19 protein-coding genes are annotated in these 15414 nt (G+C 66.5%); 3 read left to right on the top strand and 16 right to left on the bottom strand.

Going from position 1 to position 15414, the window contains the following annotated elements; translation table 11 throughout:
* Position 1: 1 nt before the first annotated feature.
* From nifA to HT136_RS08020, 11 genes are all read right to left on the bottom strand, one after another.
* Positions 2 to 1795 carry a nif-specific transcriptional activator NifA gene (gene nifA / locus HT136_RS08070; RefSeq protein WP_214199094.1) on the bottom strand — a complete coding sequence of 598 codons (1794 nt, stop codon included), beginning with the start codon at positions 1793 to 1795 and terminating at the stop codon, positions 2 to 4.
* Positions 1796 to 1986: 191 nt separating this feature from the next.
* The gene (locus HT136_RS08065) at positions 1987 to 2292 is read right to left on the bottom strand and encodes a ferredoxin family protein (protein ID WP_214199093.1); all 306 of its coding nucleotides are present in this window, start codon (positions 2290 to 2292) and stop codon (positions 1987 to 1989) included.
* A gap of 41 nt (positions 2293 to 2333) precedes the next feature.
* Positions 2334 to 3647 carry an FAD-dependent oxidoreductase gene (locus HT136_RS08060; RefSeq protein ID WP_246543447.1) on the bottom strand — a complete coding sequence of 438 codons (1314 nt, stop codon included), beginning with the start codon at positions 3645 to 3647 and terminating at the stop codon, positions 2334 to 2336.
* Between the two features lie 14 nt (positions 3648 to 3661).
* A complete protein-coding gene (locus HT136_RS08055; protein WP_214199091.1) occupies positions 3662 to 4762 on the bottom strand; it encodes an electron transfer flavoprotein subunit alpha/FixB family protein in 1101 nt (366 codons plus the stop codon).
* A gap of 17 nt (positions 4763 to 4779) precedes the next feature.
* Positions 4780 to 5637, bottom strand: coding sequence for an electron transfer flavoprotein subunit beta/FixA family protein (locus HT136_RS08050; RefSeq protein WP_214199089.1), 858 nt, complete (start codon positions 5635 to 5637; stop codon positions 4780 to 4782).
* Positions 5638 to 5641: 4 nt separating this feature from the next.
* The gene (nifW, locus tag HT136_RS08045; protein WP_214199087.1) at positions 5642 to 5983 is read right to left on the bottom strand and encodes a nitrogenase stabilizing/protective protein NifW; all 342 of its coding nucleotides are present in this window, start codon (positions 5981 to 5983) and stop codon (positions 5642 to 5644) included.
* Positions 5970 to 6653 carry a serine O-acetyltransferase gene (gene cysE, locus HT136_RS08040; RefSeq protein ID WP_214199256.1) on the bottom strand — a complete coding sequence of 228 codons (684 nt, stop codon included), beginning with the start codon at positions 6651 to 6653 and terminating at the stop codon, positions 5970 to 5972. Before cysE ends, nifW begins: the two co-directional genes overlap by 14 nt.
* Before the next feature lie 68 nt (positions 6654 to 6721).
* Positions 6722 to 7876 carry a homocitrate synthase gene (gene nifV / locus HT136_RS08035; protein ID WP_214199085.1) on the bottom strand — a complete coding sequence of 385 codons (1155 nt, stop codon included), beginning with the start codon at positions 7874 to 7876 and terminating at the stop codon, positions 6722 to 6724.
* A gap of 33 nt (positions 7877 to 7909) precedes the next feature.
* Entirely contained in the window at positions 7910 to 9115 is a 1206-nt protein-coding gene (gene nifS, locus HT136_RS08030) for a cysteine desulfurase NifS (protein ID WP_214199083.1), read from the bottom strand.
* A gap of 28 nt (positions 9116 to 9143) precedes the next feature.
* A complete protein-coding gene (gene nifU / locus HT136_RS08025) occupies positions 9144 to 10064 on the bottom strand; it encodes a Fe-S cluster assembly protein NifU (protein WP_214199081.1) in 921 nt (306 codons plus the stop codon).
* 12 nt (positions 10065 to 10076) lie between these two features.
* The gene (locus tag HT136_RS08020; protein ID WP_214199079.1) at positions 10077 to 10397 is read right to left on the bottom strand and encodes a HesB/IscA family protein; all 321 of its coding nucleotides are present in this window, start codon (positions 10395 to 10397) and stop codon (positions 10077 to 10079) included.
* Between the two features lie 255 nt (positions 10398 to 10652).
* On the opposite strand from HT136_RS08020, the gene HT136_RS08015 reads away from it, so the two are divergent.
* From HT136_RS08015 to HT136_RS08005, 3 genes are all read left to right on the top strand, one after another.
* Positions 10653 to 11261, top strand: coding sequence for a hypothetical protein (locus HT136_RS08015; RefSeq protein WP_214199077.1), 609 nt, complete (start codon positions 10653 to 10655; stop codon positions 11259 to 11261).
* Positions 11262 to 11405: 144 nt separating this feature from the next.
* A complete protein-coding gene (locus HT136_RS08010; RefSeq protein WP_214199075.1) occupies positions 11406 to 12470 on the top strand; it encodes a hypothetical protein in 1065 nt (354 codons plus the stop codon).
* A gap of 97 nt (positions 12471 to 12567) precedes the next feature.
* Positions 12568 to 12831, top strand: coding sequence for a hypothetical protein (locus HT136_RS08005; RefSeq protein WP_214199073.1), 264 nt, complete (start codon positions 12568 to 12570; stop codon positions 12829 to 12831).
* Positions 12832 to 12880: 49 nt separating this feature from the next.
* Here the strand turns inward: HT136_RS08005 and cowN are convergent, their stop codons facing one another.
* The 5 genes from cowN to HT136_RS07980 form a co-directional block, all read right to left on the bottom strand.
* Positions 12881 to 13156 carry a N(2)-fixation sustaining protein CowN gene (cowN, locus tag HT136_RS08000; protein WP_214199071.1) on the bottom strand — a complete coding sequence of 92 codons (276 nt, stop codon included), beginning with the start codon at positions 13154 to 13156 and terminating at the stop codon, positions 12881 to 12883.
* 70 nt (positions 13157 to 13226) lie between these two features.
* The gene (locus HT136_RS07995; protein ID WP_214199069.1) at positions 13227 to 13934 is read right to left on the bottom strand and encodes a Crp/Fnr family transcriptional regulator; all 708 of its coding nucleotides are present in this window, start codon (positions 13932 to 13934) and stop codon (positions 13227 to 13229) included.
* Positions 13931 to 14356, bottom strand: a complete 426-nt coding sequence (locus HT136_RS07990; protein WP_214199067.1) for a Rieske (2Fe-2S) protein — start codon at positions 14354 to 14356, stop codon at positions 13931 to 13933. The genes HT136_RS07995 and HT136_RS07990 overlap by 4 nt, the downstream gene beginning before the upstream one ends.
* Positions 14353 to 14778 carry a group III truncated hemoglobin gene (locus tag HT136_RS07985; RefSeq protein WP_214199065.1) on the bottom strand — a complete coding sequence of 142 codons (426 nt, stop codon included), beginning with the start codon at positions 14776 to 14778 and terminating at the stop codon, positions 14353 to 14355. Before HT136_RS07985 ends, HT136_RS07990 begins: the two co-directional genes overlap by 4 nt.
* On the bottom strand, positions 14775 to 15410 hold the full coding sequence (locus tag HT136_RS07980; RefSeq protein WP_214199063.1) for a nitrogen fixation protein NifQ: 636 nt from the start codon (positions 15408 to 15410) through the stop codon (positions 14775 to 14777). Before HT136_RS07980 ends, HT136_RS07985 begins: the two co-directional genes overlap by 4 nt.
* Positions 15411 to 15414 lie beyond the last annotated feature (4 nt).

Genomic DNA, 15414 nt, shown 5'->3' with positions numbered 1-15414 from the left:
CTCAGAACTTGCGCACTTCGATGTCGTACTTGCGGATCGCGTAGCCGATCTGGCGCGCGGACAGACCGAGCCGGCGGGCGGCCTTGGCCTGGACCCAGCCCGAACCCTCGAGCGCGTCCAGCAGTTCGGTGCGACTCACCTTGACGTTGTCGATGGGGATGTCCCGGTCCGCCTCGCGTTCGCGCAACGGCACCGCCGGAACGTTCTCGGCGAAGGCCTCGCGCGGCGTCTCGCCTCCGCCCGGCGGCGCGAACAGGCGGTCGCGAACGCGTGGCTGGATGATGGGGAACGGATCGGAGACGGCGGTTTTCCAGAGCGTCGCCGAAAGGCACTCGTCGTTGCGGCAGGCAAAATCGGCAGCGTCGATACGGTCGTCGAGCGAAAGCGTGGCGGTGCGCCTTATGCAGTTCTCCAGCTCGCGCACGTTGCCGGGGAAATAGCAGTTTTCCAGCACGCCAAGCGCCGAGGGGCTCAGTTCGTGCTCGGTGTGATGCTCACGATCGAAGCGACGCAGGAATTCGCGCGCGAGCTGGGGAATGTCCTCGCGCCGGTCCCGCAGCGCGGGCAGTCGCACCGAGACGACGTTGATGCGATAATAGAGGTCGGCGCGGAACTCGCCCTTGGCGACGGCCTCTTCCAGATTGCGGTTGGTGGCGCACACGAGCCGCACGTCAACCTTGATCGTCTGGCTTCCGCCCACCCGTTCGAACTCGCCCTCCTGAAGCACGCGCAAGAGCTTGACCTGGAAGGCCTGCGAGGTGTCGCCGATCTCGTCGAGGAACAGCGTGCCGCCATCGGCCAGCTCGAAGCGGCCCTTGCGCTGCGCGACGGCACCGGTGAAGGCGCCTTTCTCGTGTCCGAAAAGCTCGGATTCAAGCACCGATTCGGGAAGCGCGGCGCAATTGAGCTTGATGAAGGGCTTCTTCGCGCGCGGGCTGAAATCATGCGTGGCTCGCGCGAAAAGCTCCTTGCCGGTGCCCGACTCGCCGCGCAGCAGAACCGCCGAATGGCTGCGCGCGACGCGCTGGATCTGTTGCAGTGCCTGGCGCAGCGCGGGACTGGTCCCCACGATCCCGGTCTTGCCGACATCCCCCTTGCGCTCGCTGGGCCCGCCCTGTGCGCTGCCCTCGCGGCGGGGCGCGCCATCGGCAAGGCCCTTCTCGAGCAGGCGCTGCTGGTCCATCAGCCGTTCGCGATCGCGCTGGACAAGCGTGAGCAGGCGCATCGTCTGGCCGATCAGGTTGGCCACCATGGTCAGGAAGCGCACGTCCTCGTCGGCCGCGTGGTATGTCGTCGTCTCGTCCCAGATCTGCTCGATGGTGAGTGTGCCCACCACCCGCATCTGGTCCTTGATCGGAACGCCGATGAACGAGACACGCGCGTCGCGCGGAAGCGGGCCGTCGAACGACCAGTCGGGGAACAGCGCGCTGCGTTCCATGTTGTGGACCACCACCGGCATGCCCGTGCTCGTGATCTGCGCGACCGCGCGCGCGGGCTGACGCCCCATCCAGGCGTGCGCCCGCTCCTCGCTCCAGCCGATACCGATCACGCTCATCGGCGTGCCGCCCTCGTCGAGCATGGTGACGAGCCCATGACGCATGTCGAGAAAGCTCGACAGGAGTGTCAACACGTTGTTCAAGGTCACTTCAAGGCGCCCCGGCACTGCCAGGACCTTGGAAATTTCGTAGACGCCGCGCAGCGCGATGTCGCTGCGCGTGTGGCTGGGGCCACGGTTGTAGCCGCTCACGGCGTGACCTGCGGTGCTTGGTTCGAGTGTCGAGGCATGCGCGGGCATGACAGAAACCTTTCTGCCTTCAGCGCGACCCTCTCCCTATCCTGTTCCCAACGCCGCTGCATCGTACAGTCGGCCCGCCATTTCCTGCGGTAGACAAACGTCTCAAATTCAGCGCGATTCGACAAGGGGCGAGATGCGAAAATCCGGCTTCCCGTCATTGAGATTTAACAAAGACGCAACCGAACATGATCTTATCCGAACTTGTAGAGGACACCGAATCCCCCGCGCGGATAGTTCCATTCGACTTCGCCGGTCGCCTTGGTGACGATGCGGCAAGTCCCGCATTCAAGGCACCCGTCGGCCGCGACTTCGACCTGGCCCGATTCGGCGAGCGCGTAGCATCCCGCCGGGCACAACGTGGTCATGGCCAGCAGGCTCGCCGAGGGTACCTCATGCGGCCGCACGCGGATATGGGGTTTGCCCGCGTCGACCAGGTAGCGGTTCTGGAACAGCTTCTCCTCGACCTTGGGTCCCGGAGCGATGGCAAGATCAGTCATATGCGCTTCTCCTCAGGTTCATTGGTTCGAAAGGCTCTCCCTCAGCGCCAGGCGCGCGCGACACGCCAGGCGTCGCCGAGCATCCCCCACACGCTGCGGGTCTCCCGGAAATTGCGGAAGATGGCCTTTTCCTTGGTCTTCTTGTCGATCCCGTCGACGCGAAACCAGGTCTGCATGGCCTGGCTGATAAGGCGCGGATAGGCGCCGAAGAACGTGCCCTTGTTGGCGTGGAGCAGCGCGGGGATGCCCTTGTACTTCCTGAGGTCCTTCATCACGAAGGTCGCTTCCAGGCGCCGCTCGTAGTCCTTGAGCGCAAGCGCATCCATCTCCTCGCCGCGGCGGTGGAGCGCGACCACAGTCTCGGCCGCGACGCGCCCGGTGGTCATCGCCAGGTTCGAGCCCTCGCGGTGCACCGCATTCACGAACTGCCCGGCATCGCCGACCACGATCCAGCCATCGCCGGTCAGCCTGGGGATCGCCTTGTACCCGCCCTCGGGGATCAGGTGGGCGGCGTATTCCTTGACTTCGGAACCCTCGAGCAACGGCGCGATCGAAGGATGCGCCTTGAAGGCCTCGAGCAGTTGGCTCGGCGTCACGTTGCTTTCGGCAAAGTCCGAAACGATGCAGCCGATACCGACCGAGATCGATTCCTCGTTGGTGTAGAGGAAGCCGGTGCCGGTCATGCCCTTGGTGATCGTGCCCATGGCCTCGATCACCACGCCCTCGTTGCCGCGCAAGTTGAAGCGGGCCTCGATCGTTTCGCGCGGCAGGAAGTGCATTTCCTTGACCGCGAGCGCGACGCTTTCGGGCGCGATCTCGTCGCGCAGGCCCGAACGCTGGCCGACGAGGCCGTTCACGCCCTCGGCCAGGATCACCACCTTGGCGAAGATCGGGTTGCCCGAACGATCGGTGCGCACGCCGATGACCTGCCCGGTCAGGTCCTTGACCAGCTCGGTCACGGTCGTCTCGCACAGCACCAGCGCGCCCGCTTCCTTGACCTTGGAGGAAAACCACTTGTCGAACTGCGCGCGCAGGATCGTGTAGCGGTTGGGCTTCTCCTCGTTGAAGTCGCTCGATCGGTAGTGCATCCCGGTGTGCGAAGTGTCGTCCATCGTCCACATGCGCTGTTCGATCACGTGGCGTTCGAGCGGGGCTTCCTCGCGGAATTCGGGGATGATCTTCTCCAGCGCATCGGCGTAGAGGATCGCGCCTTGCACGTTCTTCGAGCCCGAATACTCGCCGCGCTCGATCTGGATGACGTTGAGGCCTTCCTTGGCGAGCGTATAAGCCGCCGCGTTGCCCGAGGGCCCCGCGCCCACCACGATCACATCGAACCTGTCCTGCATCTCGGCCATGGTCGCACTCCTTCTCAGCTGGCCATCTTGTTGACGCGAAGGCGCCGGGCGAATGCCTGGGTGAGCGCGGGCAGCAGCGTGACCGCGTCGGCGACGATGCCCAGGTGCGCGAATTCGAAGATCGGCGCCTTGGGATCGGTGTTGATCGCCAGAATCAGGTCGGCACCCTCCACGCCGACCCGGTGCTGGATCGCGCCCGAAATGCCCGCCGCGATGTAGAGCTTGGGGCGGATCGTCTTGCCGGTCTGGCCGATCTGGCGGTCCGAGGTGATCCAGCCCTTCTGCACCAGCGGGCGCGAGCCGCCGTATTCGGCGCCGAGCACCGCGGCGAGCTCCTTGACGAGCTGGAAGTTCTCGATCGAACCAAGGCCCAGCCCTCCCGCGACGACGACGTCGGCATAGGGCAGCGCCGCCTTGTCGCTGTCGCGATCGGCGATGAAATCGAGTACCTTGGTGACGACGTCGTCCTCGATGATGTTCGGCGCAAATTCGACGATCCGGCCGATGCGCCCCTCGGTCCGCTCGGGCATGGCCATGACGCGCGGACGCACGGTCGCCATCTGCGGGCGGAAGTTGAGCGTGAAGATCGTGCACAGGAGCGAGCCGCCGAAGGTCGGCCGGGTGGCGGCGAGCGAGCCGTCCTCGTCGATCGCGAGTTCGGTGGAATCGGCGGTGAGGCCCGTCTTGAGCGTGGTCGCCACCGAACCCGCCAGATCGCGCCCGAGATTGGTCGCGCCAAGCAGCAGGATCTCGGGCTGGTAGGTATTGACGAGGTCGGTCAGCACCTGCGTCGAGGTTTCGTTGCGGTAATGCTCGAGCGCCGGATCGCAGGCGATGTAGACGCAGTCCGCGCCGTATTCGAAGCAGGCCTCGGCCGCTGCACCAAGCTTGGCGCGGTCATCGCCCATGACCACGGCGGCCAGCTCCACCCCGCGCTTGTCGGCAAGCTTGCGGCCCTCGCCGAGCAGCTCGAACGAGACCGAATGGACTTCGCCATGCTCGATCTCGACCGCCACCCAGACGTGCTTGTAGGCCTTGAAGTGCTCGGGCAATTCCTTCTTGGTGTTGGCGCGCCCCCCCGCCTTGGCGGGAGCGGGCTTGGTCTCGTCTGCCATCGATCCGGCTCCTTCTCTCAGACGTAGTGGTGAACGGCCTGGGCGTAGAGGTCGTCCTCCACCGCCGGGGCCTTGGCGAACAGCGCGTCGATCACGGCGTTGGCGCGGGCCTCCAGGTTGCCCTCGGCCTCGATCATCTCGGCCTTCTCCGAGCGCGCGGAAGGCGCGAAGACCTTCTTCACGATCGTGGGCGAGCCGCGCAGGCCGCACTTGGCGAGGTCCTCGATGCCGACGTCGGCCGCGCTCCAGGTGACGATCTCGGCGCGCGCGGCCTCGAGCGCCTTCTCGATCGAGCCGCGGCGCATCTCGTTGGTCGCCTCGAGCATGGTGATCAGCACCGGAAGCTTCGTCGCCAGCACTTGCGTGCCGGTCTCGGCGCGGCGTTCCACGGTGATCGTCCCGCGTTCCAGATCGGTTTCGACGATCCTCGAGATGTAGGTCAGCTGGTTGAGATTGAGCCGACTGGCGATGCCGGGGCCGACCTGGGCCGTATCGCCATCAATGGTCTGCTTGCCGGTGAAGACGATCTCGGGCGTGCCATAGTCCGCGCCGATCTTGCCCAGCGCCATCGAGAGCGCGTAGCTGGTCGCCAGCGTATCCGAGCCCGCGAAATAGCGGTCGGTCAGCAGCACCGCGCGGTCGGCTCCGAAAGTCAGCGCCTTGCGCAGCGATTCCGCCGCCGTGGGCGGTCCCATGCACAGCGCGGTGACGGTAGCGCCTAGGGTATCCTTGAGCCGCAGCGCCTCTTCGAGCGCGAAAAGATCGTAAGGGTTGATGATCGTCGGCACGCCCTGGCGCATGATCGTGTTCGTGACCGGGTGGACACGGATCTGCGCGCTGTCGGGCACTTGCTTGATGCACACCACGATATGCATGGGGTCAGCCTCCTGTCAGGGCGTCGAGCGGCACGAAGGGCCGGTTGGGTTCGGGCTTGGGCGCGATCGCGTCCTGGTGGACCTTGAACAGGCGCTCCTCGATCGGCGAGGAGGCCACGAAATCGGCGTAGGCCTGCGCAAGGTGCTCGCGGCACAGTGCCAGCAGCCCGGCCTCGTCGGCCCGCTCCAGGGCGCCCTCCACCTCGCTCCCGCGCAAGTACTGGCCCATGCGGCGCAGGATGTGCAGCCGCGCGACGTGGACGACCTGGGGTTCGTAGGCGACGCCCAGCCGATCGAAGAATTCCTCCGCGCTCGAAAGCTCCTGTAGTTCGTCAAGCAGGCTCATGATGGTCCTCCTGAGGCGTGGTGCGACCTTCGCGGCCATCCCTATGCGCGAGGCGCGCTTCGAGAAAATCGATCCGGTCGAGCAGTTCGGCGACCGCCTCGCCGACCGGGTCGGGCATCAGGTGGTGATCGAGGTCGATCCGCCCCGAGACGCGGCGGCGCTCGGCCGGGGCGCGCACGAGCCGCCCGGGAATGCCCACCACCGTCATCATCGGCGGGACCGGATCGACGACCACGCTGTTGGCCCCGACCCGCGCCCCCTTGCCCACCGTGATCGGCCCCAGGATCTTGGCCCCGCAGCCCACCAGCACGCCGTCCTCCAGCGTCGGATGGCGGCGCCCCGGTGCCCAGCTCGTGCCCCCCAGCGTGACCCCGTGGTAGAGCGTGACGTCATCGCCGATCTCGGCGGTTTCGCCGATCACGACGCCCGCGCCGTGGTCGATGAAGAAGCGCCGGCCGATCGTCGCGGCGGGGTGGATGTCGACATTGGTCAGGACCCGCGCGAACCAGGCGAGGAAGCGCGCGGCGAAGCGCAGCCGCGCGCGCCACAGGCGGTTGGCGAGCCGGTGCCAGATGATGGCGTGGACGCCGGGGTAGGTCAGCAGCACCTCGAGCGGTCCATTCGCCGCCGGATCGCGCGCGGCAACGCACCCCACGTCCTCGCGCAGCATCGCGAAAAGCGAGGGCTTGCGCGGGGCCTTCTTGCCCGCAAGGCCGTCGAGAGGCGTTGTGTAGGGCATCACGCGGCCCGTTCCGCCATGCCGGTGCGGCAGTAGATCAGGGCCAGGTCGGCCAGTTCGACGCCGCACTTGGTGTCGAGCGCCTTGGCGCGCACGTCGGCGAGGATCTTCTCGAGACGCTGCTGGTCGGCTTCGAGGCCGATCGAGCGCAAGCTCGAGGTAATCGCCGCCCGGCCCGAATGGCGCCCCAGCATGATCCGCCGCTCGCGCCCGAAGCGCGCCGGGTCGAGCGCCTCGTACGTCTCGGCATCGCGCAGGATGCCGGAGACGTGAATGCCGCTCTCGTGGGTGAACACCATCGAACCGACGATCGGCTTGTTCTCGGGGATCGGCCGTCCTGCCGCGCGCGCCACCGTCTCGGCAAGCGAGGCGAGCTGGAGGAAATCGATGCGCGTGGTGCGCCCGAGCGTCTCGCCCAGCGCCGTCACCACTTCTTCCAGCGGCGCGTTGCCCGCACGTTCGCCCAGCCCCAGCACGCAGACCGAGACGTGGCTCGCCCCGCCGCGCACGGCGGCGAGCGTGTTGGCGGTGGCCAGGCCAAGGTCGTCATGGCCGTGGAATTCGAGCTCGATGTCGGTCTCGCGCGCGAGCTCGCGGAAGATGTCGTATGTGCCGAAGGGGTCGAGCACGCCCAGCGTATCGGCGTAGCGGAAGCGGTGCCCGCCCGCGTTCTCGATGGCGACGACCACGCGCTTCAGGAAATCGAGGTCAGCGCGGCTGGCGTCCTCGCCGCCGATCGAGACGCGCAGGCCCCGGTCGAGCGCATAGCCCACCACTTCCTCGATGCGCGCAAGCACATCGGCGCGGCCCGTCCCGAACTTGGCGCGGATCTGGCGGTCGGAAACCGGAACCGAGAGGTGTACCCGGCTGACCCCGGTGCGCGCGGCGGCATCGACGTCGCCGCGCGTCGCCCGGCACCAGGGGATGATCTGGGCGCTGGTCGCCTGTGCCACCATCGCCGCGATTGCCGCCTCGTCCTCCATGCCCATCGCCGGGGTACCCGCCTCGATCTCGTCGACGCCCGCCGCCTCGAGCGCGGCGGCGATGGCCAGCTTCTCCAGGAAGCTGAACGCCACGCCCGGAGACTGCTCGCCATCGCGCAGCGTGCTGTCGTTGACGACGACGGGCGGGAAATTGGGCAGGAAACCGGTCATGGCAGTCAACTCCTTGGCAAAGTCATGGGGCGATCAGGCGTAGGTCGGATTGAAGGCGCCTTCCTTCTCGCGTTCGCGCCAGAACGGGCTCATCTCACGCAGTTTCGCGATGATATCGGGCATCACCTCGAGCACGCGGTCGACGTCGGCCTCGGTGTTCTCGCGGCTGAACGAGTAGCGGATCGCGCCGTGTGCGGCGGTGTAGGGCACGTTCATCGCGCGCAGAACATGGCTGGGCTCGAGCGAACCCGAAGTGCAGGCCGAGCCCGAGCTCGCCGCGATGCCTTCGCGGTTCATCAGCAGCAGGATCGCCTCGCCCTCGATGTACTCGAAGGCGACATTGGCGGTGTTGGGCAGGCGCGTCTCGGGATCGCCGGTGGTGAACGAGTGGCTGATCGAGGCCAGCAGCCCGGCTTCGAGCCGGTCGCGCAAGGCGGCCACGCGGGTCTGCTCCTCGGCCATGTATTCGCCTGCAAGCTCGGCCGCCTTGCCAAGGCCGATGATGCCCGGCGCATTCTCGGTGCCCGCGCGCCGGCCGCGCTCCTGGTGGCCGCCGCGGATCAGCGCGCGCAGGCGCACGCCCTTGCGCACGTAGAGCGCGCCGATGCCCTTGGGCCCGTGCAGCTTGTGGCCCGAGAGCGAGAGCATGTCGATCCCGGTCGACTTCAGGTCCATCGGGATCTTGCCGACCGCCTGCACCGCATCGGTGTGGAACAGCGCGCCCGCCTCGTGGGCCATTTCAGCCAGCTTCTCGACCGGGAAGATCGTGCCGGTCTCGTTGTTGGCCCACATGATCGAGACGATCGCGGTCTTCGGGCCGAGCGCCTTGCGATAGGCCTCCATGTCGAGCCGCCCCTTGGAATCGACCGGGATGATATGGACCTTGGCCTGTCCGGTCTTTTCCAGATGCGCCACCAGGCTGAGCACGGCGGGGTGCTCGACCGCCGAAGTGATCACCTCGTCGCGCCCCTTCTGCGTGTCGAGCGCGGAGAGGATCGCCATGTTGTCGGCCTCGGTCCCGCCCGAGGTGTAGACGATCTCGTGATCGAACTCGGCGCCGAGCAGCGCCTGGAGCTGCTTGCGCGCCACCGCGAGCGCACCGCCGACTTCGGAGCCGAAGGCGTGCATCGAGGAGGCGTTGCCGAACTGCTCGGAGAAGTAGGGCATCATCGCCTCGACCACGCGCGGATCGCAGCGGGTGGTGGCGTTGTTGTCGAGATAGACCGGATCACTGGCCATGGTGGGGGCTCCTTTGCGTCGGTTCGGGTCAGTGGACAGGTGCGGCGGGGACGACGAGCAGCGGCACGCCGACGGCCTCGACGAGCTTCGCCTGCACGCCCTCGATGGTCGCGCCCGACAAGTGGCAGCCGACACAGGCGCCCGTCAGCTTGACGATCACCCGGTTGCCTTCGACATCGACCAGCTCGCAGTCGCCGCCGTCGCGCTGGAGCGAGGGGCGGATCGTCTCGATGGTCTCCTCGATCAGCCGGATTTTCCGAAGCGTGGTGAGCGGGGCCTTGGCCTCGGGTTCCTTGACCACGATCTTCTTCGGCTTGGCGAGGACCGGGAAGGCGCCGGGCTTGAACGCCTCGTGCGCGGCGAGAATGCCCTCTTCCACCATCTCGGCGTTGACGCGTTCGAGCACCTCCTCGATGCCCTCGGCGCAGGTCGAGCAACCGCCGCCGGCCTTGGTGAAGTTGGTGATGTCCTCGACCCGGGTGAGCGCGTTCGAACGGATCGTGCGCTCGATCATGCCCTCGTCGACGCCGAAGCACTTGCAGATCAGCGCGCCTTCCTCGTGGTCGTCGACCCATTCGACGCCGCGGTAGTTGGCGACGGCGGCCTGAAGCGCCTCGAAGCCCATGACCGAGCAGTGCATCTTCTCGGGCGGCAGACCTCCGAGGAAATCGGCGATGTCCTGGTTGGAAATCGTCATCGCCTCCTCGATCGTCTTGCCGATGATGAGCTCGGTCAGCGCCGAGGAGCTGGCGATCGCCGAGCCGCACCCGAAGGTCTGGAACTTGGCATCGGTGATGATCTGGGTCACGGGATCGACCTTGATCATCAGGCGCAGCGCATCGCCGCAGCTGATCGCGCCGACATCGCCCACGCCGTCCGCGTCCTCCAGGACCCCGCTGTTCTTGGGGTTGAAGAAGTAGTCCTTCACCTTCTCGCTATATTCCCACATGTGCCGGTCTCCTCAGCCGAATGACTTGCCGCACGAGCAGCTGTTCGATGCGTTCGGATTTTCGAAGGTGAAGCCCGAACCTTCGAGCGCCACCACGAAGTCGATCGTGGTCCCTGCGAGGAGCGGCTGGCTGGTCGGGTCGATGAACACGCGGATATCGTCGTTCTCGACCACGGCGTCGTCCGCCTCGGGCGTGGAGACGAGCCCCATCATGTACTTGTAGCCCGCGCAGCCACCCGCTTCGACCTGGATGCGAAGGCCGGCCGGCGCGCTTTCGGCCTTGGAAATGGCACTGCGTACGGCGTCTACGGCGCTGTCGGTCAGGACGATCACGGGACATCTCCTCACAAGGGTTGCCTGAGCACCTGCAGCAAAGGCCGTGCCAGTTGGAGAAATGGTCGGAAACCGGGAGTGCCTCGCATGGCGCGACAGGCTTTCGTGTCGCTTTCGTCACATTCCGGACAGCGCGCTTGTGGCGTTGCCCACAAAGGTCGTCCCCGCAGGGCGCGCAAGGCCGCGCCAGACTTCCCAAGGCCAAACGGCCCGCTTCGTGCATGGCAAGGGCCGCCACGTACAAAGGAGCACTGCATGTCGACCGTAACGGCCCCTACGATTTCCGAGACACCCTTCGGCGCGCTGGCCGACCAGCACCGCCTGCACAACGCCGTCCTCAAGGAAGCGCTTCCGCGCCCGGGAACTTTCGGCTTTCGCGGCGACATCGCGCTCGCCTTCCAGGACCAGGTCGCCGACGAGGCACGCCCGCCGGCCTATTCGCTCGAGCAGGTGCTCGCGATCGGCGATGCGACGAGCGGCAAGATCCCCGCGCTCGCGGGCTACCTGCACAACTTCGCCTGGCTCAAGGACGCAGGCGAAGTGCTTGCCGACTTCCTCCTGCCCGAGGGCACCTACGTCTTCTTCGTCAACAACATCGATTTCCTGAAGACCTACTCGGTCGCGCTGCCGGGCGGCGCCACCGCGCGGGTGCTCCCGCTCGACGAGTCCACCGTATGGAAGGAGGCGCTCGAACTTGCCGGGATCGAGAAGAACGAGGTCAAGAAGATGTCGGGCCCCGAAAAGCTCGAATACGTGCTCGATCAATTGAGCGGCACGAAAATGGATTTCCCCGCGATCAGCTACGAAGACGGGGTCGCCGCGATGGAGCCGGTGCGCAACCGCAACGAGAACCGGCCGGTCTGACCGCAGGAACGGCCCCATGGGTGAAGGCCGATCACGCCGCCCCTGGGGCCGAATGCCTCCGCAAAGGAAGCAATTCCGCTCCCTTTCGATCATCCCGCCAAGGCATGTTACCTTACGTGCGAGACTCGCAAAGGGAGAGCTGCGATGACCTCTACCGTTTCCAAACTCGCCGTCGCCGAGCAGGCCAAGCTCGAAACCGCTCCGGCGCGGGCCGTGCGCGCGCCCATGCGGAGCGCGCTGCTCTGGGTCGAGGGGCGCAACGCCCTGCTCGACGCGGTATTCTACAATATCGAGGCCATCCCAACCGACGACGTCGCCCGCCTCGCCGCCTGGGATGCACCCGAGGGCGCTATGCTGCTCGTGCCGCCCAGCGGCAAAGGGCCCATCGCCGTCTTCGCCGAAATGCAGGAATTCCTCGACGCCGGCGGCGGGGAGGCCAAGGCGCTGGCGGTAGCAGGCGTTGGCAGTTCGGCGATCGGTTCGGCCGCCTTCGCGCGCGACATCGCCGACGCGCTGGGCGGGCCTGTCGCCGCGGTGGTTTCGGGATACGGCCTCTCGGACGTCGTGACCGAAGCGCTCGGCGGGTTCTTCTGGTTCGGCGCGCTCAATTCGTTGCGCCACAGCTTCGAGGGGCTCGACCGCGTCGCGCGCAGCCTCTCGTTCCGCTCCGGCTCGCTGACCTCGGTCGAGGCCGACAGCTTCCTGCGCCTCTCCAAGGACACCGCAACACTGATCGCGCTGTTCGAATCGAGCGACTTCAAGATTCCGCTGCTGGTGGGGCATTCCAAGGGCAATCTCGTCCTTTCCGAAGCGCTCTACGCGCTGCGCAAGCAGGAGAAGCTCGCCGCCTTCGCCGCGCGCACGCAGATCATCACGGTAAGCGCGAAAGTGGGCATGCCGGCCGAATTCATTGGCAAGGTCTTCGACGTGATGGGCCAGTTCGACAACTTCGGCGCGCTCAACTCGCGTCCCGACATCAAGGCCGACTACCTCGTGCCGGGCGCCTGGCATTCGACCAATCCCAAGTTTCCCTGGGGCATGGGAATCGATGTCACCAAGGTGATCCGCACAGTGCTGCCCATGCTCGGCAAGCAGGCCCCTCCCTCGAACGTCAGCGCGGGCGCCTCGACGATCCTCGACCTGCCGCAATGGATGACCGGGAACTTCGCCACCGCGCCCTGGATGCTGGCCCGGCCGATGCTCGCCTAGGCAGCTGACACGCGCCGTACGCGGCCATGCTCATCCAGGGTTCATCGCAGGCCTCCCACCTTCCCCGCACCATGTCACGAACCAAGGGAGTGGGCGCATGGATCCTGCACTGCCGCAATGGAGAATGGACCTCAAGCGGATCGCCCTGATCTCGCTGTGCCTGTTCTCCACCTTCGGGCTAAGTTTTCTCGTGGCCTACGAAATCGCGCCGCGCCGGGTTCAGGCAACGGTCGCGCACAAGGTCAATCTGGCAAGGAACGAGGTGAAACGCCTCGTCCGAAAGCCTCGCCTTCCCGGCCATCATGACGTGCTGACACCGCGCGAGCCCTTCGTCGCCCGCGACCTCGAGCAGGTTGCCTGAACGCCACGTTCCTTTGTCCGGAACCGACCGCAGCGCGACGCGACGCGCTTCACATGCAGGTTTCCTCGAGGTCCTCGAGCAGGGCAAGGGTTTCGGTGTCGCCCAGATCATCGAGCAGGTCACGCAAGGTCGAGACGTAATTGTGCAGGACGCGCAAGTCGTCGAGCCCCTGCGCATGTGCACGTGCCCGCTGCTCGCGAAAATAGGGCCAGAAGGCACTCGTCTCGCGCTCGAAATGCACTTGCAACCCGGCAAAGACCCGCGCGCAGCGCCCTTCCCAATCGCAGCCCTTGAAACTCAGGTAGCGGTCGTAGACCTCTCGCATGGTGTTCTCCCTTCCAGTCTGGAGAGGAGTCTAGGTAAGTGCAGGCCTCGGGTCTGTCAGGTGGCTGACATCAGGGCGTTTCGCCCGCCCAGATCCGCAAGCGCGCGGGGTCGAGCACCAGGAGCTGGCGACGCCCGAGCCGCGCGAGCCCACCCTCGCGCACCATCGCGCTGAGCTCGCTCGAGGCGGTCTGGCGCGCGGTGCCGAGCAGAGCCGCAATGTCGTCCATGCCAAGGTCCAGCCGGATTCGCGCTCCGGCGACGCAAATCTGGCCATGGCGGGTGAGGCAACGCAGCAGATAGCGCGCAATACGCCCGCGCACCGAATGAAAGGCGAGGTCCTCGATCAGCGTGATGCTCTGACCCAAAGTGCGCGCGAGAACGCGGATAACGGCGGCCTGAAGGGCAGGGTAGGTCGCCAGTTCGCGCTCGATCACGCGGCGCGGGGCGAGCAGCACGGTGGTATCTTCCTGCGCCGCGATCTCCGCGCGCGTGTGGGTCGAGAAAACATCGCCTGCGGATAGATAGGCGAGGCTCAATTCTCGCTCGGGCGTCGCGAGGTAGACCCTGAGGCGCCCCTGCCGCACGACCAGAATCTGGTCCCGGTCGTGCTGGTCGTAAAGGGCTCCGGCCGGCAGCCTGCGCTCCTGGAAGCAGGCGAGAAGCGAGGCCCCGGTCCCGGATTCGAGCAGTTCGGCCAGCGAGAGGGGCGCCCCTCCCGCCATGGCTCCAGTGTGCGGGCAGCGGCGCCGCTCGCCGCTGGCCGGATGATCCGTCACTCCAGCCCCTCTCCGCTGTCGAGATCGTCGTCTTCGACGAGACCGCTGGCGCGGATGCAGACGTCGCCCTCCGCATCGATCTCGACCTCGATCGGGGTCAGCCCCTGGCCGAGGCACGGGCCCGCGACGCATTCGCCCGAGCCCAGGTCGAACAGCGCGCCGTGCTTGCCGCACTGGATGCGCGTGCCCTCGCCATCGAGGAATTCGCCCTGCTCCCAATCGAGATTGGTGTTCTGGTGCGGGCAGCGGTTCTCGAAGGCGCGCACGTTGCGCCCCCAGCGCAAGACGAAGATCGGCCAGGGCCCGACCGTGCCGTCCAGCTCGCGCCGCGCCAGCACGAAAGGCACCGCGCGGCGATTGGGAATGTCCTGCGCCCCGCAGATCGCGAAAAGCGGCGCGCTCGCCGCGAGAGCCTCGCTCATGGTGCCGGAGCCCCTACGCTCGCCCCTGGCTTGGGCAGCGGCAGCATGCCCATCTTGAAGCTCGCGGTCATGTGCGCGGCGCGCTTCATCGCCACTTCGCCCAGGTCCGCCGGCAGCGTCTCCTCCACGGCCTGTTCGAAGGCCTTCATCCAGCGGTTGAAGTCTTCTTCCTCGACTTCAAGCCCGAGATGGTGCGAATAGGGCGTGCCGCGCTGGTAGCGATCGGTGCCGAGCAGCGCGTGCGACCAGAAATCGCGCACGAAGCCATAGTGCTCGGGAAAGTCGGATATGACCTTTTGGAACATCGGCCCGAGCCGGTCGTCCGCATCGCACAGCGCGTAGAAGCGCCGGACCAGCGCGTTGATCGCGATTTCGGCCACGTCCCCGGTCGCCACGGCCGGCCCGATGTCGCACCCGCTCATGCGTAGCCCGCCACACTGGAGGAAGCGCTGGAGGGCAGCTTGCCATTGGCGATGCGCGCCAACAGCGCCTCGCCGTCCTCGGGTCCGAAACAGGCTTCGAAATCGTCGCACTCGGTGCACACGGGCACCGAGCAAAGCCGGAACCCCTCGGAGGAACACATCATGCGGTAAAAGAACTTCTTCCACTTCATGTCGTTCGCGTTCTTGAGAGCAAGGCGCGGAAAATGCAGCCGCATCAGCATCGAGAGCTCGTCGCGGCTGGCGAATCCCAGATCCTGCCACAAGTGGTTGGGCCGCTGGCAACGCCGCGCGACAAGCCGGGCGAGCAGGAGTTCGAAGACCGAGGCCTCGCCGCAGTTCATCCAGAGAATGTCGCGCAAGGCCTGTTCCTCGTGCCCCACTTGCGGCGCGCCCTGTTCCGGCAAGCTCACATGCGGAAACGCGATGCGGCACAGTTCGGTGAGCTCCTCACCGTCGAGCCCGGTGACTTCGGCCAGCGAGCGGCCCTCGTTCTCGGCCTCGAAAAACGAGAGCGCGAGGATCGAGGCGGCAAGGTGCACGTCCACCGGCGGCACGGCCGCGCGGCCCCCCTGCCAGAGCAGTTCGGCATAGATAGATTCAGCCCGTCCCATGTGC

Origin of the sequence: Novosphingobium profundi, from assembly GCF_018491765.1 — a bacterium.
In the GTDB taxonomy this organism is placed as follows: Bacteria; Pseudomonadota; Alphaproteobacteria; order Sphingomonadales; family Sphingomonadaceae; genus Novosphingobium; species Novosphingobium profundi.
This window is presented reverse-complemented; position numbering and strand designations above follow the sequence as displayed.

What these genes read in the sequence shown, in the direction of transcription:
- HT136_RS08050 (WP_214199089.1), bottom strand. Translation starts at nt 5,637, where the DNA reads ATGCATATCGTGGTGTGCATCAAGCAAGTGCCCGACAGCGCGCAGATC.
- nifW (WP_214199087.1), bottom strand. Translation starts at nt 5,983, where the DNA reads ATGAGCCTGCTTGACGAACTACAGGAGCTTTCGAGCGCGGAGGAATTC.
- nifV (WP_214199085.1), bottom strand. Translation starts at nt 7,876, where the DNA reads ATGACCGGTTTCCTGCCCAATTTCCCGCCCGTCGTCGTCAACGACAGC.
- nifA (WP_214199094.1), bottom strand. Translation starts at nt 1,795, where the DNA reads ATGCCCGCGCATGCCTCGACACTCGAACCAAGCACCGCAGGTCACGCC.
- HT136_RS08010 (WP_214199075.1), top strand. Translation starts at nt 11,406, where the DNA reads ATGACCTCTACCGTTTCCAAACTCGCCGTCGCCGAGCAGGCCAAGCTC.
- HT136_RS07990 (WP_214199067.1), bottom strand. Translation starts at nt 14,356, where the DNA reads ATGAGCGAGGCTCTCGCGGCGAGCGCGCCGCTTTTCGCGATCTGCGGG.
- nifU (WP_214199081.1), bottom strand. Translation starts at nt 10,064, where the DNA reads ATGTGGGAATATAGCGAGAAGGTGAAGGACTACTTCTTCAACCCCAAG.
- HT136_RS08060 (WP_246543447.1), bottom strand. Translation starts at nt 3,647, where the DNA reads ATGGCCGAGATGCAGGACAGGTTCGATGTGATCGTGGTGGGCGCGGGG.
- HT136_RS08005 (WP_214199073.1), top strand. Translation starts at nt 12,568, where the DNA reads ATGGATCCTGCACTGCCGCAATGGAGAATGGACCTCAAGCGGATCGCC.
- HT136_RS07985 (WP_214199065.1), bottom strand. Translation starts at nt 14,778, where the DNA reads ATGAGCGGGTGCGACATCGGGCCGGCCGTGGCGACCGGGGACGTGGCC.
- nifS (WP_214199083.1), bottom strand. Translation starts at nt 9,115, where the DNA reads ATGGCCAGTGATCCGGTCTATCTCGACAACAACGCCACCACCCGCTGC.
- HT136_RS08015 (WP_214199077.1), top strand. Translation starts at nt 10,653, where the DNA reads ATGTCGACCGTAACGGCCCCTACGATTTCCGAGACACCCTTCGGCGCG.
- HT136_RS08055 (WP_214199091.1), bottom strand. Translation starts at nt 4,762, where the DNA reads ATGGCAGACGAGACCAAGCCCGCTCCCGCCAAGGCGGGGGGGCGCGCC.
- HT136_RS08065 (WP_214199093.1), bottom strand. Translation starts at nt 2,292, where the DNA reads ATGACTGATCTTGCCATCGCTCCGGGACCCAAGGTCGAGGAGAAGCTG.
- cysE (WP_214199256.1), bottom strand. Translation starts at nt 6,653, where the DNA reads ATGCTGCGCGAGGACGTGGGGTGCGTTGCCGCGCGCGATCCGGCGGCG.
- cowN (WP_214199071.1), bottom strand. Translation starts at nt 13,156, where the DNA reads ATGCGAGAGGTCTACGACCGCTACCTGAGTTTCAAGGGCTGCGATTGG.
- HT136_RS07980 (WP_214199063.1), bottom strand. Translation starts at nt 15,410, where the DNA reads ATGGGACGGGCTGAATCTATCTATGCCGAACTGCTCTGGCAGGGGGGC.